At 63.9% G+C, this 14747-nt stretch carries 13 protein-coding genes; 7 read left to right on the top strand and 6 right to left on the bottom strand.

Annotated features, from left to right (window positions below):
• The first annotated feature begins 103 nt into the window (after positions 1–103).
• Complete coding sequence (locus AB4X18_RS03490) at positions 104–574, top strand: Dps family protein (protein WP_370402297.1); 471 nt, start codon at positions 104–106, stop codon at positions 572–574.
• A gap of 53 nt (positions 575–627) precedes the next feature.
• Here AB4X18_RS03490 and AB4X18_RS03485 read toward each other — a convergent pair whose 3' ends face one another.
• The 5 genes from AB4X18_RS03485 to xylF all read right to left on the bottom strand — a co-directional run bounded on the left by AB4X18_RS03485 (position 628) and on the right by xylF (position 5591).
• Positions 628–879 (bottom strand): DUF1289 domain-containing protein, encoded by a 252-nt coding sequence (locus AB4X18_RS03485; RefSeq protein WP_370402296.1) that lies wholly within the window; start codon positions 877–879, stop codon positions 628–630.
• A gap of 79 nt (positions 880–958) precedes the next feature.
• Positions 959–2398 carry a xylulokinase gene (gene xylB, locus AB4X18_RS03480; RefSeq protein ID WP_370402295.1) on the bottom strand — a complete coding sequence of 480 codons (1440 nt, stop codon included), beginning with the start codon at positions 2396–2398 and terminating at the stop codon, positions 959–961.
• On the bottom strand, positions 2395–3150 hold the full coding sequence (locus AB4X18_RS03475; protein WP_432817094.1) for an ATP-binding cassette domain-containing protein: 756 nt from the start codon (positions 3148–3150) through the stop codon (positions 2395–2397). The genes xylB and AB4X18_RS03475 overlap by 4 nt, the downstream gene beginning before the upstream one ends.
• The gene (locus AB4X18_RS03470; RefSeq protein WP_432817093.1) at positions 3150–4448 is read right to left on the bottom strand and encodes a sugar ABC transporter permease; all 1299 of its coding nucleotides are present in this window, start codon (positions 4446–4448) and stop codon (positions 3150–3152) included. Before AB4X18_RS03470 ends, AB4X18_RS03475 begins: the two co-directional genes overlap by 1 nt.
• A 102-nt stretch (positions 4449–4550) precedes the next feature.
• Complete coding sequence (xylF, locus tag AB4X18_RS03465) at positions 4551–5591, bottom strand: D-xylose ABC transporter substrate-binding protein (protein ID WP_432817092.1); 1041 nt, start codon at positions 5589–5591, stop codon at positions 4551–4553.
• Between the two features lie 296 nt (positions 5592–5887).
• Here xylF and AB4X18_RS03460 point away from each other — a divergent pair, with 296 nt between their 5' ends.
• Positions 5888–7066, top strand: coding sequence for an ROK family protein (locus AB4X18_RS03460; RefSeq protein WP_370402292.1), 1179 nt, complete (start codon positions 5888–5890; stop codon positions 7064–7066).
• A gap of 56 nt (positions 7067–7122) precedes the next feature.
• A complete protein-coding gene (locus tag AB4X18_RS03455) occupies positions 7123–8547 on the top strand; it encodes a CRTAC1 family protein (protein WP_370402571.1) in 1425 nt (474 codons plus the stop codon).
• Here the strand turns inward: AB4X18_RS03455 and AB4X18_RS03450 are convergent.
• Complete coding sequence (locus tag AB4X18_RS03450; RefSeq protein ID WP_370402291.1) at positions 8544–9866, bottom strand: cytochrome-c peroxidase; 1323 nt, start codon at positions 9864–9866, stop codon at positions 8544–8546. The genes AB4X18_RS03455 and AB4X18_RS03450 overlap by 4 nt on opposite strands.
• A 102-nt stretch (positions 9867–9968) precedes the next feature.
• On the opposite strand from AB4X18_RS03450, the gene AB4X18_RS03445 reads away from it, so the two are divergent.
• From AB4X18_RS03445 to AB4X18_RS03430, 4 genes are all read left to right on the top strand, one after another.
• Entirely contained in the window at positions 9969–11087 is a 1119-nt protein-coding gene (locus AB4X18_RS03445) for an NAD(P)/FAD-dependent oxidoreductase (RefSeq protein ID WP_370402290.1), read from the top strand.
• 72 nt (positions 11088–11159) lie between these two features.
• Positions 11160–12392, top strand: coding sequence for an MFS transporter (locus tag AB4X18_RS03440; RefSeq protein WP_370402289.1), 1233 nt, complete (start codon positions 11160–11162; stop codon positions 12390–12392).
• A gap of 3 nt (positions 12393–12395) precedes the next feature.
• Complete coding sequence (locus tag AB4X18_RS03435; RefSeq protein WP_370402288.1) at positions 12396–13787, top strand: MATE family efflux transporter; 1392 nt, start codon at positions 12396–12398, stop codon at positions 13785–13787.
• The gene (locus AB4X18_RS03430; protein ID WP_370402287.1) at positions 13787–14659 is read left to right on the top strand and encodes a 50S ribosomal protein L11 methyltransferase; all 873 of its coding nucleotides are present in this window, start codon (positions 13787–13789) and stop codon (positions 14657–14659) included. The genes AB4X18_RS03435 and AB4X18_RS03430 overlap by 1 nt, the downstream gene beginning before the upstream one ends.
• Positions 14660–14747: the final 88 nt, after the last annotated feature.

Genomic DNA, 14747 nt, shown 5'->3' with positions numbered 1-14747 from the left:
TAATTCTAAAAACTATTGGAATCCGAAAAACACGACATAAGTTACCTTTAACAGGCAGCAGAACCGCCGCCCGTCAACAATTCACCCAGTGGGAGTTCGCACCATGACACAAACCGCCGCCGCCCTTTCAACAGACGCCCAGTCACAGATCGTCGAAGCGTTGAACCAATCCGTTGCCGAAACCGCCGTGACAACGATGCTCGCGCAGAACTTTCACTGGAACGTCACCGGCATGGCCTTTGGCCCGCTGCATGATCTGTTTCAGAAGATCTACGAAGATCACTTCATCGCGCAGGACGATCTGGCGGAGCGGGTGAAGGCCCTGCAAGGCCACGCCGAAGGGATGCTGGCAGGCATGCTGGAGCGGTCCAAGGTGCGCGAACACGACGGCAAGGCCACCGATCAGGAGATGATCAAGGTGATGGTCGCCGCGCAGGAAACGCTGGCGGCGACGCTGGCAGGCTGTGGGGAACTTGCCGCCGGGCATGGCGACACCCTGACCGAAGACCTGTGCATCGCGCGGGGCCAGATCCACGAGAAATTCGCCTGGATGCTGCGCGCGCATATCTCCTGAGGCTGCTTGATCGCTGACACCGGACCCGCCCCTGACAGGGCGGGTCTTTTGCGTCAGTCCTGCAGGAACTCAAATGGCGCGATCTTGCGCTTTTTCAGTTTCTTGATGTAGGCCTTGCGCCAGGCGGTGTACTTGCCCAACCGGTCCTGCTGCGCGGTCAGCATCTGCACAAAGGCGGTGCGGTGGCTGTCTTTCTTCAGGGCCTTGAACAGCTGCTTTTGCGCCTTGGTCATCGAACAGCCGATGCAATGGCCCTGCCGTTTGTACTTGCACACATCGATGCAGGGGCTTGGCGTTTTTGGCATGCGGTCTTGTTCCTGAAAACCCGTGTGGCTTGCATGTGTGTGCGGACCATCTGGATGTCAAAGGACAGACCGTCGCAGATCAGAGGTTTTTCAGCGCCTGATAGGCCGCGCGGTACCGGGCGTGTCCATCGGCCATGGCGTCTTTCAGGGCGGGGTCGGGGGCATGCTCCCGGTCGACCGGGGGCGGCGTGGCGATGTCCGTGACGGCCCCGCCCGTGGCGGCCATCATGCCAAGGCGCGCCGCCCCCAGTGCGGCACCGTAATCACCCGCGCGGGGGACCTGCAGCGTGATGCCGAGCGTGCTGGCCATCATCGACAGCCAATGCGCCGACTGCGACCCGCCCCCCAATGCTAGCGCCTGTTCAATCTGCGTGCCCGTTGCCGCCAGCGCATCGCGGCAGTCGGCGAAGGCGAAGCAGACCCCTTGCAGCACCGAACGGGCGGCGGCGCGGGCGTCCGTTGCGTGATCCAGATGCAGGAACTGGCCGCGTATGCGTGGATCGTTGATCGGCGTGCGTTCCCCGCCCAGATAGGGCAGGAAAAGCGTGCGCTGGGGTGCGGTCACATCGCCCAGATCGGCGGTCAGCGTTGCGGCTGTCTGCCCGGTCAGCCCCGCCAGCCATTCCAGCGCATCCGTCGCGGCAAGGATCACCCCCATCTGGTGCCATGTGTCGGGGACGGCGTGGCAAAAGGTATGAACTGCTGTTTCGGCGTGTGGCCGGAAGCTGGCGTTGGAAGCGAAAAGCACACCCGAGGTGCCGAGCGACAGGAACGCCGTGCCATCCGTGACCACGCCCGCGCCGATGGCGGCCGCGGCATTGTCGCCCGCGCCGCCTGCAATGGGGACCGGATGCATGCCCAGTTCCGCCGCCAGGCCCTTCCGCAGGGTGGCTGATACCGCGCTGCCTTCGACCAGACGCGGCATGTGATCGCGGCTGAGGTGGCAATGCGCCAACAGGGTATCGGACCAGTCGCGCGCACCGATATCGAGCCACCCCTTGCCGGAGGCATCCGACATGTCCGACACGTGTTCGCCGCTCAGAAACAGGCGCAGGTAGTCCTTGGGCAGGAGGATTTTCGCCGTTTTGCCAAATACATCCGGTTCGTTCAGGCGTACCCATTCCACCTTGGGCGCGGTGAAACCGGCGAAGATGATGTTGCCGGTGATGCGGCGAAAATCCGCCATCGCGTCCAGACGTGCCGCTTCGGCGTGCGCGCGTGTGTCATTCCACAGCATGCAGGGCCGCAAGGGCATGTCATCCCGCCCGATCAGTGTCGCGCCATGCTGGTGCCCTGCCAGACCGATGCCTTCCACGGCGCCCATGTCCACCTGTGTGGACAGCGCGCGCAGCGCTTGCATGGTCGCGTCACACCAGCTTTGGGGGTTCTGCTCCGACCAGCCGTCATGGAGGCGCTGCACCGTCAGCGGCACGCGGTGTTCGGCCAGAACCTGTTGGGCGTCATCGATCACGATCGCCTTAAGCGACGACGTGCCCAGATCAAGCCCGACAAAGCTCATGCAGCGGCTTTGGGGTTCTTGCCGAGGATGATCATCGACAGGATGTCATCCTCCGTCACATCCTCCACCCGTTCGCTGCCGACCATCTTGCCGTTCTTCATCACGGCCACACGGTCGCACAGGTCCATCATTTCCCGTGTGTCGTGGGAGATCAGGAAAATGCCAAGGCCCTGTTTCTTCAATTCCTGAATAAGCTCCGCCACCATGGCCGTTTCGTGCACACCCAGCGCCGCAGTCGGTTCATCCATGATCAATATCTGCGCGTTGAAATAGACCGCGCGGGCAATCGCCACCGATTGCCGCTGGCCGCCCGACAGGGCGGATACAGGTTCCTTCAGCTTCTTGAAGTTGGGGTTGAGCCGCGCCATGATCTTGCGCGTCTCCGCTTCCATCTTGGCGTCATCCACAAAGCCGAGCGTCGTGGTCAACTCCCGGCCCAGAAACAGGTTTGACGCGGCGTCCAGATTATCGGCCAGCGCCAGCGTCTGGTAGATCGTCTCGATGTTGTGATCACGGGCGTCCCTTGGCGTGGTGATCCGCGCCTCTTTCCCGTTGATCAATATCTGCCCGCTGTCCATCCTGTAGGCGCCCGAGAGCATCTTGATCAGCGTTGATTTGCCGGCACCATTGTGCCCCAGAAGGCCCACGACTTCACCGGGATAGAGGTCAATGCTCACGTGATCGACGGCCTTGACGCCGCCAAAGGCGATGGAGACGTCCTTCATCTCGACCAGAGGGGTTCGGGTGTTCATCACTTCGCTCCCGTCAGTTTTCTATACTGAATGTCGATCCAGACGGCCAAGACTAGCACAAGGCCCACGACGATGTTCTGGTAGGGCGCATCGACCCCGACCATGGCCATGCCCGATTGCAACGACTGCATGATCAGCGCGCCAAAGATCGCGCCGTAGATCGTGCCGATGCCTCCCGAAAGGGCCGTGCCGCCAATCACTGCCGCCGCGATCACCCGCAATTCGTCCAGCACGCCGATGTCATTGGTGTGATAGCCCAGCCGGGCGGAGGCAACGATGCCCCCCAGCGCGCAAAGCACGCCGACCATGGCAAAGACCTTGACCGTCAGCAGCTTGGTATTCACGCCCGACAATTCCGCCGCATCCGGGTTGCCGCCCGTGGCGAAGATGTAACGCCCCAGCCGGGTGCGCTGTGCGATCACGGTCATCACGATCGCCACGACGATCAGCAGCAGCACCGAATAGGGGATGCCGTAAGCCGCCGTGCAGCCTTCCGCCACGTCACAGCCCCAGCGTTCCACGTCGCGCGCGACAACGCGTTCCGGCACGGAATAGGCGTTCAGGATGGCAACGAACCCCAGAATGGCCGCCACCACGATGGCGATGATCACCCCCTCCGCCCAGAGGGGTTTGACCGGGAAGCCGTGCCCGACTTTCGTGCGCCGCGCCGACATCAGGCCAAAGACCGAAGCGACTGCGGCGGCAATACCCACGGCCCAGCTCCAGAACACGCCCAGCGTGCCGTTGATGCCACCGAACAGGACATAGGTTTCGTTCAAGGGGCCAATGGTCTGACCATCGGTCAGGTGCCAGGCGACGTTGCGCCAGATTAGCAACCCACCAAGTGTGACGATAAACGCGGGGATCGCCTGATAGCCAATCAGGTAGCCCTGCAAGCCGCCGATGATCGCCCCGGTGAGCAATCCTACCAGAATGGTGATCCACGGGATCATCGGATGGCCCAGTTCCAGCCCCATCATGTTGGGCAGGATTTGCGTCTGCGTCATTGCCATCACGGCGGTGCAGGTCGCCAGCAGCGCGCCGACGGACAGGTCGATGTGGCGGGTGACGATCACAAAGACCATCCCGGTCGCCATGATCGCCACGGAAACGGTCTGGATCGTCAGGTTGAAGATGTTGCGCGGGGTCAGGAAACGCCCGTCGGTCAGGATGTTGAACACCAGCGCCACCAGCACGAAGGCCCCGATCATGCCCAGAAGGCGGGTGTCCAGATCAAGCGCGGCCCAGAAACTGCGGCGCGCAGGGGGGGCGTCTGTGGCGGTGGATGTTTCTGACATGGGTATCCTCGCGGGGGAATCGTGGGGCGGCAAAGGCCGCGTGCATACAAGGCATGGGGGTGCTTCGGCCCACGCGGGGCGCAGGCCGAAGCGGGGAGGAGATCAGTTACAGGGGGCCGGACCGTTGGTCACGCCCTGGCACAGCTTGTCCTGTGCGATCCAGCCGGCGTCGACAACAGCCGTCAGGTTGTCCTTTGTCACCGGCACGGGGGCCAGGAACACGGCCGTCATCTCGGTTCCCGCAGGGGAGGTCCAGGACTGCGCGCCTTCGACGGTGGACATGTCACCGTCATTCTTGGCCAGTGCCACGGCAATCTCGCCTGCGGCTTTGCCCAGCTCACGCGCGTCTTTCCAGACGGACACGGTCTGCGTGCCAAGCGCCACACGGTTCAACGCCGCATGATCGCCGTCCTGGCCGGAAACCGGGATGCCTTCCATGCCCTGTGCCGTGAGGGCAGCAACAGCGCCACCGGCGGTGCCGTCGTTGGAGGCGACGACCGCGTCGACCTTGTTGTCATTGGCGGTCAGGATCTGTTCCATGTTGCGCTGTGCGTTCGCAGGCAACCAGCCATCGGTATAGGCTTCGTCCACGATGGTGATGTCGCCCGCGTCAATCGCCGCTTGCAGCACTTCCTGCTGACCACCGCGCAGGAAGTCCGCGTTGGGGTCCGTGGGGGAGCCTTTGATCATCACGTAGTTGCCCGTGGGCTGTGCCGCCAGAACGGCGCGCGCCTGCATCCGGCCCACTTCAACGTTGTCGAACGTCAGGTAGAACGCGCGGTTGTCTTCGATCAGGCGGTCATAACCCACGACCGGAATGCCTTCGGCAGCGGCGGCGTCCACGGCGGGGCCGATGGCGGCGCTGTCCTGCGCGAGGATGATCAGCGCGTCGACGCCCTGCGCGATCAGGCTTTCAACATCCGACAACTGCTTGGCCGAGGAAGACTGCGCATCGGCGGACACATACGTCGCCCCGGCGGCTTCAAGCGCGGACTTGATCGCGGCTTCATCGGTTTTCCAGCGTTCTTCCTGGAAGTTGGACCAGCTGACGCCGACGGACACGGCATGGCCATCCGCCATGGCAAGCGTGCCAAAGCCGATGCTGACAGCCGTTGCGGCGGCTGCGAATAGGTTCTTGTTCATAGGATCCTCCCTGGATAAGCCCGACCTCTGCGTGCCGGGGCGAGTCATTTGGACTCATTTGCACAATCTGCTATATTTTTTTCAGTTGTCAAAATAAAAAAATCAAAAACAGGCAAATTAATTGCTGGCCATGTGCTAAATCCGGTCATAATCTGCCCAAAGCGCAAGATTTTCGGATGCAGCCACAATGTTTATTTCAGGGACTGAATAATTTGGACGGCACAGCCCCCAGAGCGCAACCGCAGGCTGAAGGCTGCGGCCCTCTTTTGCAAGCACCTCGTGCGGGCAAAGGGGGATTGCGCCAACGGGTGTTCGAACATGTGCGCGCCAACGGGGCCGCCGCGCGGGCGGATATCACCCGTGCGCTTGATATATCCGCCGGATCGGCCACCACACTGACCGCCGATCTGATCGCTGCGGGCTATCTGTGCGAGGTCGTCGGTCCGCCCCGCGAACAGGGACGGGGCCGCCCGCCCGTGGCCCTTGCGGTGGTGCCGGAAGCCGCGCATGTCATCGGGATCAAGCTGTCCTACAAGTCCCACACCGCGGTGCTGACCAACTTTGCCGGAGAGATGATTGCCGATCTGACCCTGCCCGCATCGGACAAGCGCCTTGCCCTGCCGGACCTGATGGAGGAGGTCGTGACTCTGATCGACCGACTGCTGGCGCTCAGGGATCTTGGGCGGGAAGACATTCACGCGGTGGGCATCGGCATGCCGGGGATCATCGATCCGGCAAACGGGCTGGTGCATTGGTCATCGCTTTTGCAAAACCGCGACGAAAATCTTGCGGCGGCCTTTGCGGTGCATTTCGACATGCCCGTTTATCTGGACAATGACGCCAACGCGCTGACCCTTGGCGAATTATGGTTCGGCGCGGGCCGGGCGATGTCGGATTTCGCCGTTGTCACCATCGAAAACGGCGTCGGCATGGGCATGGTGCTGGACAATTGCCTCTATCGCGGAGCGCATGGCATGGGTCTGGAACTGGGCCACACCAAGGTGCAACTGGACGGGGCGCTGTGCCGTTGCGGGCAACGGGGGTGTCTTGAAGCCTATCTGGCCGATTATGCCCTCACGCGGGAAGCCGCGGTGGCGCTTGATTATGCGTTTGATGACATCCGCAGCCGTCAGGAGGTGCTCGACGTGCTCCTGCGGGAAGCCGAGGCAGGGCAAACCGCCGCGCGCACGATCTTTCGCCGCGCGGGGCGATATCTGTCGCTGGGCCTGTCGAATGTGGTGCAACTGTTTGATCCCGAACTGATCATCCTGTCCGGGGAACGGATGCAGCACGGTGATCTGTTCGTCACTGAAATCATGGAAGAAATGCAGGAGATGACCCTGTCGGAAGGGCGCAAGCCCTGCAAGGTCGCCATCCATCCCTGCGCCGATCTGGTCTGGGCGCGCGGGGCCACCGCGCTGGCGCTGTCGGCCCTGACCGACACCCTGCTGGGCGGCGAGGCGGCGGTCGGGTGAGGCGGCTGGCTGCGGTGCTGGCGTGTCTTGTCGGTAGCGCAACAAGCGCCGATCCGATGTTCGAGGACCTTTCCGACGCGCTGCCAACGCACCACTACGAAGGGGGCTGGACGCATTTCGTGGGCGGCGGTCTGGCGGTGTTCGACTGCGATGCCGACGGTCTGCCCGATATTTTCGCCCCCGGCGGCAGCGCGCCTGCGGTGATGATCCGTAACAAGGGCGGTTTCGCTTTTGACTCAATGCCTTTGCCGGAAATCACCGGTGCCACGGGCGCATACCCGATCGACATGGACGCCGACGGGGTGCGCGATCTGTTCGTGCTGCGGGTTGGGCCGAACGTAGCCCTGCGCGGCAAGGGGGATTGCAAATTCGAGGACGCCACCGCCGCATGGGGCCTGCCGCAGCAGGATCGGTGGAGTACAGCCTTCACCGCATGGTGGGAAGGGGACGCGCGCGCGGTTTTGGCCGTCGGAAACTATGTCGACCGTGCCAATCCCGATGGCCCGTTCGAGGCTTGCGATGACAACCTGCTCCTGCGGCCGGAGGCCGCAGGTTATGCGGCAAAGCCGCTGACACCGGGGTTCTGCGCGCTGTCCATCCTTGCGGCGCGCGACGCCACGGGCAAGCAGCGGCTGCGGCTGTCCAATGACCGGCATTATTATGTGACCGGCGGGTATGAGCAGATGTGGGACATCGTCGACCGGCGCTTTCTGGGGCCGCAGGACGGATGGCAAAACGTCTCGCTCTGGGGGATGGGGATCGCCAGCCGGGACCTGACAGGGGACGGGCGGGACGAGGTGATGCTGACCTCCATGGGCGACCAACTGATGCAGATCGCGCAGCCTGACGGCACCTATGCGGCGGCCCCTTTCAGCATCGGCACCTATGCGCAACGTCCGCACATGGGCGGGGATGGCAGGCCGTCGACCGGGTGGCACGCGGAATTCGGCGATATCGACAACGACGGGCGCGCCGATCTGTTCATCGCCAAGGGCAACGTGGACCAGATGCCCGGCATGGCTACGCGTGACCCCAACAATCTGCTGATGCAGGCCGCGGATGGCACCTTTGTCGAACGGGCAGAACACGCCGGTGTCGCGGCGCTGGAACGGTCGCGCGGCGCGGCGCTAGCGGACTTCGATCAGGACGGGCGGCTTGACCTGATCGTCTCCAACCGCCGCGCACCGCTGATGCTGTATCGCAATGTCACGGCGGTGACGGGCAATTGGCTGCGCATTGATCTGCGGCAGGCGGGGGGCAACCGGGACGCCATTGGCGCGCGGGTCACGGTGCGCGCGGCGGGGCAGGTGCAGACCCTGCAACGGGTGATCGGCGGCGGCCATGCGGGCGGGCAATTGCTGCCGCTGCACGTGGGTGTCGCCGACGCAGAATGGGCACAGATCACCGTCACATGGCCCGATGGCACATCCAGCGCGCATACTGCGGAGGTCGGCCAGACCATTTTGATTGAAAAACCCTAGGGCACCTGCGCCACGGGCAAACCACTGGGCACGGCGTTCGGCACCCCAAGCCGTCCCGAAATGCTGACCGGATCGGTCAGGCTGTCCAGAAAAGCCATCAGCGCCGCAATATCATCGGGGCTGAGCGGTGCGCCTTCCCACGTCACGGCGGCGCGGATCGCGGCAACCTCCGCAGGGTCGTTCATGATCTGGAAATCCTGATCCACGGGTGTGGGCAAGCGCGCAAGGCTTGCATCGTATCGCGCAAGACCTGCTAGCGGGTCTGCGTGATCGGCCAGAAACCGCGCGAGGTCGGCATGGCTGCCCGCGTGGCCATAGGGTGCTGTCAGCGCAACGTTGCGCAGCGACGGCGTGCGAAAGGCATAAAGATCATCCGCTTGCCCGGTGACCCTGAAGCGGCCCGTGTCGCGTTGGTGGGTCTCGAAGGTGGCCGCTTTGCCGGGTCCGATCTGGGCCGCGCCCGTCGCGTGAAAGCGGTTGTCCGTCAGCAGCGCGCCGCTGTGGCAGGTGCTGCAACCCGCACTGCCATAGAACAGCACCATCCCCTGCGCAGCGGGGCCATCCAGTTCAGCCTCCCCCCGCAAGACCGCATCGAAGGGCGCGGTGTCCGACCGCCATTCGAACGCCATGAACGCCGCGATGGCGTTGGAGATGTCGGTAAAGGCAATGTCGTCCGGCCCGTCCACGTGATCATAGGTCGCCTCGAACGCCTGCGCATAGGCGGGCACCGCCGCCACCCGCCGCGACAGCAGGTCCCACGCCCCACCCGGTCCGGTGATCACCCCCTGCCGCACCGCGCGGGCCACATCGTTCTCCCGCCATGATCCCGCCATCTCGTCCCGGCTCAGCACCGGAAACATGGTCTGCGCGGACAGGGCAGAAGCGAAACCGCTGACCATGTCCGCATCCATCGGCGTGCGGATGCCGCCGGGGAAATCCGGGTCCGCCTCAAGCCGACCATCGTGAAACAGCACATTCATCTCAAGCGCACCCAGATTGAACAGCGCAGGCGCGTTGCGCGGGATGCGTTTTTCGGGCGGATTGGCCGGATCGGCGCGGCGGGCAGGTCCCATGCCGATGCCGCCATCCCCGATGGAAAGCGATACGCCATCGGAAGTGCCGAATGCCGGGTGGTGGCAAGTGGCACAGGACACCGTTTTGTTGCCCGACAGGATGGGATCGTAGAACAGCAAATGACCCAATCGCGCCTCGGCCATCTCTATCGGCGCGTAATCATCATCCGTCAGCGGCGCGGGCAGCTCTGCCACGGCAGCAAACGGGGTCAGGACCAAAGCCGCCAGAATATGCGCGAACCTCATCATACCCCTGAAGGCTAACAAACTGCGGCGGCAGGGGGAAACGCAAACAAACGTCTTTCGCCCCGATCACGCTTTGATAGGGTCCGCGCAAAGGGGACGGGCATGGTGGACACCACTTTCGATATCATCGTGATCGGCGCGGGCATTGCGGGGGCTTCCGTCGCGGCGGAACTGGCAGGCGCGCAAAAGGTGCTGCTGCTGGAGCGGGAGGCGCAGCCGGGCTACCACACCACGGGGCGGTCTGCGGCGCTTTATACCGTGGCCTATGGCCCGCCGGTGATCCGCGCCCTGACCCGCGCATCGGGTGCGTACTTTACCGCGCCACCGGGCGGGGAGCCGTCGTTCCTCAGCCCGCGCGGCGTGGTGTTCGTGGCGCGGCAGGATCAGGTGCAGGCGCTGGAGGATCAGCGCGCCGATCTGGGCGACGCGGTCACGCCGTTGACGGCTGCGGAGGTGGCCGAAGCTGTGCCGCTTTTGCGCGCGGGTTACGCCGTGGCGGGGCTTTATGACGCCGGTGCGTCGGATATCGACGTGGGGCGGTTGCACCAGCACTACCTGACCCGGCTGCGCAGCGCAGGTGGTGAATTGCAATGCAAGGCGGAGGTCACCGCGCTGACACATGAAGGCGAGTGGCAGGTCGACACATCCCAGGGCCGCTTCAGCGCCCCGTTGATCGTGAATGCCGCCGGGGCCTGGGCGGACCGGATTGCCACCCTTGCCGATGTGCCGCCTGCGGGACTTGTCCCCAAGCGCCGCACCGCGTTGATTGTCGCGCCGCCCGAGGGGTCGGATATCGGCGCCCTGCCGCTGGTCGTGGACGCGCAGGAGGATTTCTATCTCAAGCCCGAAGCGGGGCAATTGCTGATCTCTCCGGCGGATGCGACCCCCTCCGCCCCCTGCGACGCCCAGCCCGAAGAGATGGATATCGCGCTTTGCGTGGACCGGATCGAAACCGCCTTCGACATTCAGATCAGGCGCATCGGACACAAATGGGCGGGCTTGCGCAGTTTCATGCCCGATGGCGATCCGGTCGCGGGCTTCGATCCACGGGCCGAAGGGTTCTTCTGGCTGGCCGGGCAGGGCGGCTACGGCATCCAGACCGCGCCCGCGCTGGCCCGTGCGGCGGCGGCACTGGTGCAGGGCAAGGCACTGCCCGCTGATATCGCCGCCGAAGGCGTCAGCGCCGCTGCGCTGGCGCGCACCCGTCCGGGCCTGCCCTGACCGCGCAATTGCGCGCAAGCCCTGTGCAATCCGCCCCTCGTCTTTTGTGCGGATCGGGCGTAAGCCTGAGCCATGGCACAATTCGTTACCCTGGAAGAGGCCAAGACCCTCCCGTTCTGGCGCCGCCCGGTGGCGCTGCTGTTCCTGATGGCGATGGCCATGCCGATTGCCTTCAACGTCTGGTCGGCGCTGCTCAATAATTTCGTGATCGAGGTCGCCAGTTTCGACGGCTCCGACATCGGGTTGCTGCACACGATCCGTGAAATTCCGGGATTCTTCGCGATCGGCGTGATCGCCATCATCATCTTCATGCGCGAACAGGTGCTGGGGCTGGTGTCGCTGGTGCTGTTGGGGATGGCGACAGGGATCACCGCATGGTTCCCGCAGATGGGCGGTATCCTGACGCTGACCATGCTCAGCTCCATCGGCTTTCATTATTACGAAACGGTCAACCAGTCGCTGCAACTGCAATGGCTGAAAATCGAGGACGCGCCGCGCATGATCGGTTGGCTGATGGCGGCAGGGTCGCTGGCGACGATGCTGGTCTATATCCTGCTGATCGGCACCTGGAAGACCTTCGATCTGTCCTACAATTTCGTCTACCTGACCGCAGGTGGGGCCACGGTGCTGATCGCGCTCTTCGCCATGGTCGCCTATCCCCAATTCGAGGCGCCTACGCCACAGAACAAACGCATGATCCTGCGCCGTCGCTACTGGCTCTATTATGCGCTGCAATTCATGGCCGGAGCCCGGCGGCAGATCTTCATGGTCTTCGCGGGCTTCATGATGGTGGAGCGGTTCGGTTTCGAAGTGCACGAGATTACTTCGCTTTACCTGATCAACCTGATGGCCAACATGATCTTTGCCCCGCTGATGGGCCGCGCGGTGGGGTATTTCGGCGAACGGCGCGCGCTGGGGTTCGAATATATCGGTCTGGTGCTGGTTTTCCTCAGCTATGGGGGTGTCTATTTCATGGGCTGGGGCGTGCTGATTGCCTCGACACTCTATGTGCTGGATCATGTCTTTTTCGCGCTGGCGCTGGCGCTGAAGACATACTTCCAGAAAATCGCGGACCCGGCGGATATCGCGCCCACGGCGGCGGTGGCCTTCACCATCAACCATATCGCTGCGGTGTTCCTGCCGGTGGCACTTGGCCTGTTGTGGCTGATCTCTCCTGCGGCGGTGTTCCTGCTGGCGGCGGCCATGGCCGCGACGTCGTTCTGCCTTGCGATGCTGATCCCGCGCCACCCCATGCCGGGAAACGAGACGATCTTCTCGGACCGGCTGCCGCAAGCGGCGGAATAACCCGTGCCGGACGGCAGGTTCCTGACCGGTGGCACCATGGGGCATGTGGTGCGGATGACCGCGACAGGGGCATTGGGGATCACCTTCGTGTTTCTGGTCGATGCCGCGAACCTGTTTTGGGTCGCGCAGCTGGGGGATCCGACGCTGGTCGCCGCCGTCGGCTTTGCCTACGCGGTGCAGTTCTTCTCCGTCTCCATCAGCGTCGGCCTGATGATAGCCGCCACCGCCCTCATTTCCCGCAGCATCGGACAGGGGGAACGGCCGCTGGCACGCAGGCAGGCGGGCGCGGGCATTGTCATTGCGGCCGCGATCCAGGCGATGGTGGCGCTGCTGATCGTGGCCTTCCGTCATGATCTGGTGGGGCTGGCGGGCGCGGAGGGGGAAACCGCGCGTCTTGCGGCGCGCTATCTGGCGATCAGCATTCCATCGCTGCCGATCATGGCCGTCGGCCTGATCTGTTCGGGCGCACTGCGGGCGGATGGCTATGGGGCGAAGGCCATGTATCTGACGCTGTCGCCCGGTCTGTTGCTGTTGTTCGTTGACCCGGTGCTGATCCTCTGGATGGGCTGGGGGCTGGATGGGGCCGCCATTGGGCTGGTGCTGTTCCGGTGCGTGCTGATGGGGCTGGGCATCTATTTCGCCATCATCCAGATGCGGCTGGTCGAAAAACCGCGGCTGCGGACATTCCGGCGCATCCTGTGGCCCTTCATGGGCGTCGCGGTGCCGGCCATCGCCACCCAGATGTCGACGCCCGCGGGCAACTACCTGCTGACGGTAGTCATGGCGCAGTTCGGGGATGAAGCCGTCGCCGCATGGGCCGTGGTGGGGCGGCTGACGGTGGTGGTCTTTGGCGGCATCTTCGCGCTTTCGGGGGCCATCGGCGGGATCTTTGGCCAGAACTATGGCGCGGGTCAGTGGGACCGGGTCCGCAGCACCTACCGCGATGCGCTGATCTTCTGCCTCGTCTACACGCTGGTGGCCTGGGCCCTGCTGATGGCAGCCACACCTTTCGTCATTCAGGCGTTCGCCCTGCCGCCCGAAGGCGCGGCGGTGCTGCGCGCTTTCACGTTGGTCGGTGTGGGCGGTTTCGTATTCGTGGGTGCGCTCTTTGTCTCGAACGCGGCGTTCAACAACCTGGGCAAACCCGGGCGGTCGACGTTTCTGAACTGGCTCAAGGACGTGGCGGTCAGCTGGCCCGTGGCAATATGGCTGGCATCGGCATTTGGCGCGACGGGCGTCATCTATGGGCAGGCGCTTGGTGGTGTGGTGATGGGCACGCTGGCAGCCCTTTGGGGATGGGTCTATGTCGCCGGGTTGCAGGACGCCCCGGCCGTGACGCTTGACCCTGATCGCCCGCGGCCCTACCCGAACCCCGACAAACACAGGATACGCTGATGCCCACCTTTACCGCCCTCACCACCCTTCAAGGCCGCGAGGCCGCCTATAAACTGGGTGATGCCATGGAACGCATGGACCCGGCCCCCACCGGCGTCGGCGTGTTCGAGATGGAAGACGGATCGGGCCTTTGGGAGGTCGGCGGCTATTTCGAGGAAAGCCCGGATGCCGCCGCCCTGGCCCTGCTGGCGGCGGCCCTGGGCGCCAAGCCCTTCACCGTGTCCGAACTGCCTGAAACGGATTGGGTCGCCCATGTGCGCCGCGAATTGTCCCCGGTGGAAGCCGGGCGGTTCTTTGTCTACGGCAGCCATGATGCGGACAAGGTGCCCGCCGGGGCGGAGCCCTTGCTGATCGAGGCCGCGATGGCCTTCGGCACCGGGCATCATGGCACCACGCTGGGCTGTCTGCGCGCGCTGGACCGGCTGGCGGAACAGGGGTTTGTCGGAAAACGGGTGGTCGATATCGGGTGCGGCACGGCGGTGCTGGCAATGGCGGCGGCGCGTATCTGGCCTGATACGGTGCTGGCCAGCGACATCGACGAAGTCGCTGTCGACGTGGCGCAGGCCAACGTGACGGCCAACGGCCTGACCGGGCGCGTCACCTGTGTGGAGGCAGCAGGGTTTGACCATCCCGTCCTGGCGAACGCCGCCCCCTTCGACCTGATCTTTGCCAATATCCTCAAAGGCCCGCTTGTTGCGCTGGCCCCGGACATGGCGGCGGCCCTTCAACCGGGGGGCTATGCGATTCTTTCGGGGATTCTGAACGAACAGGCTGACAATGTGGTGGAGGTTTATGCACGATCCGGCATCAATCTGGCACACCGTGACAGCATTGTTGACTGGACGACCCTGACCTTGCAAAGAAATACCTGATTTGAAGGGCTTTTAAGGTCTATTTGAGGCAATTGCCCAGAAATTGCCACATTTGTGTTCTTAACATGGCTCAACAGCGGTGGGGGCC

This window comes from Sulfitobacter rhodophyticola (assembly GCF_041281685.2).
Classification (GTDB): domain Bacteria; phylum Pseudomonadota; class Alphaproteobacteria; order Rhodobacterales; family Rhodobacteraceae; genus Sulfitobacter.
Note: the sequence above shows the minus strand (reverse complement) of the source record. Positions and strands in the feature narration are given on the sequence as shown.

What these genes read in the sequence shown, in the direction of transcription:
- AB4X18_RS03490 (WP_370402297.1), top strand. Translation starts at nt 104, where the DNA reads ATGACACAAACCGCCGCCGCCCTTTCAACAGACGCCCAGTCACAGATC.
- AB4X18_RS03485 (WP_370402296.1), bottom strand. Translation starts at nt 879, where the DNA reads ATGCCAAAAACGCCAAGCCCCTGCATCGATGTGTGCAAGTACAAACGG.
- xylB (WP_370402295.1), bottom strand. Translation starts at nt 2,398, where the DNA reads ATGAGCTTTGTCGGGCTTGATCTGGGCACGTCGTCGCTTAAGGCGATC.
- AB4X18_RS03475 (WP_432817094.1), bottom strand. Translation starts at nt 3,150, where the DNA reads ATGAACACCCGAACCCCTCTGGTCGAGATGAAGGACGTCTCCATCGCC.
- AB4X18_RS03470 (WP_432817093.1), bottom strand. Translation starts at nt 4,448, where the DNA reads ATGTCAGAAACATCCACCGCCACAGACGCCCCCCCTGCGCGCCGCAGT.
- xylF (WP_432817092.1), bottom strand. Translation starts at nt 5,591, where the DNA reads ATGAACAAGAACCTATTCGCAGCCGCCGCAACGGCTGTCAGCATCGGC.
- AB4X18_RS03455 (WP_370402571.1), top strand. Translation starts at nt 7,123, where the DNA reads ATGTTCGAGGACCTTTCCGACGCGCTGCCAACGCACCACTACGAAGGG.
- AB4X18_RS03450 (WP_370402291.1), bottom strand. Translation starts at nt 9,866, where the DNA reads ATGAGGTTCGCGCATATTCTGGCGGCTTTGGTCCTGACCCCGTTTGCT.
- AB4X18_RS03445 (WP_370402290.1), top strand. Translation starts at nt 9,969, where the DNA reads ATGGTGGACACCACTTTCGATATCATCGTGATCGGCGCGGGCATTGCG.
- AB4X18_RS03440 (WP_370402289.1), top strand. Translation starts at nt 11,160, where the DNA reads ATGGCACAATTCGTTACCCTGGAAGAGGCCAAGACCCTCCCGTTCTGG.
- AB4X18_RS03430 (WP_370402287.1), top strand. Translation starts at nt 13,787, where the DNA reads ATGCCCACCTTTACCGCCCTCACCACCCTTCAAGGCCGCGAGGCCGCC.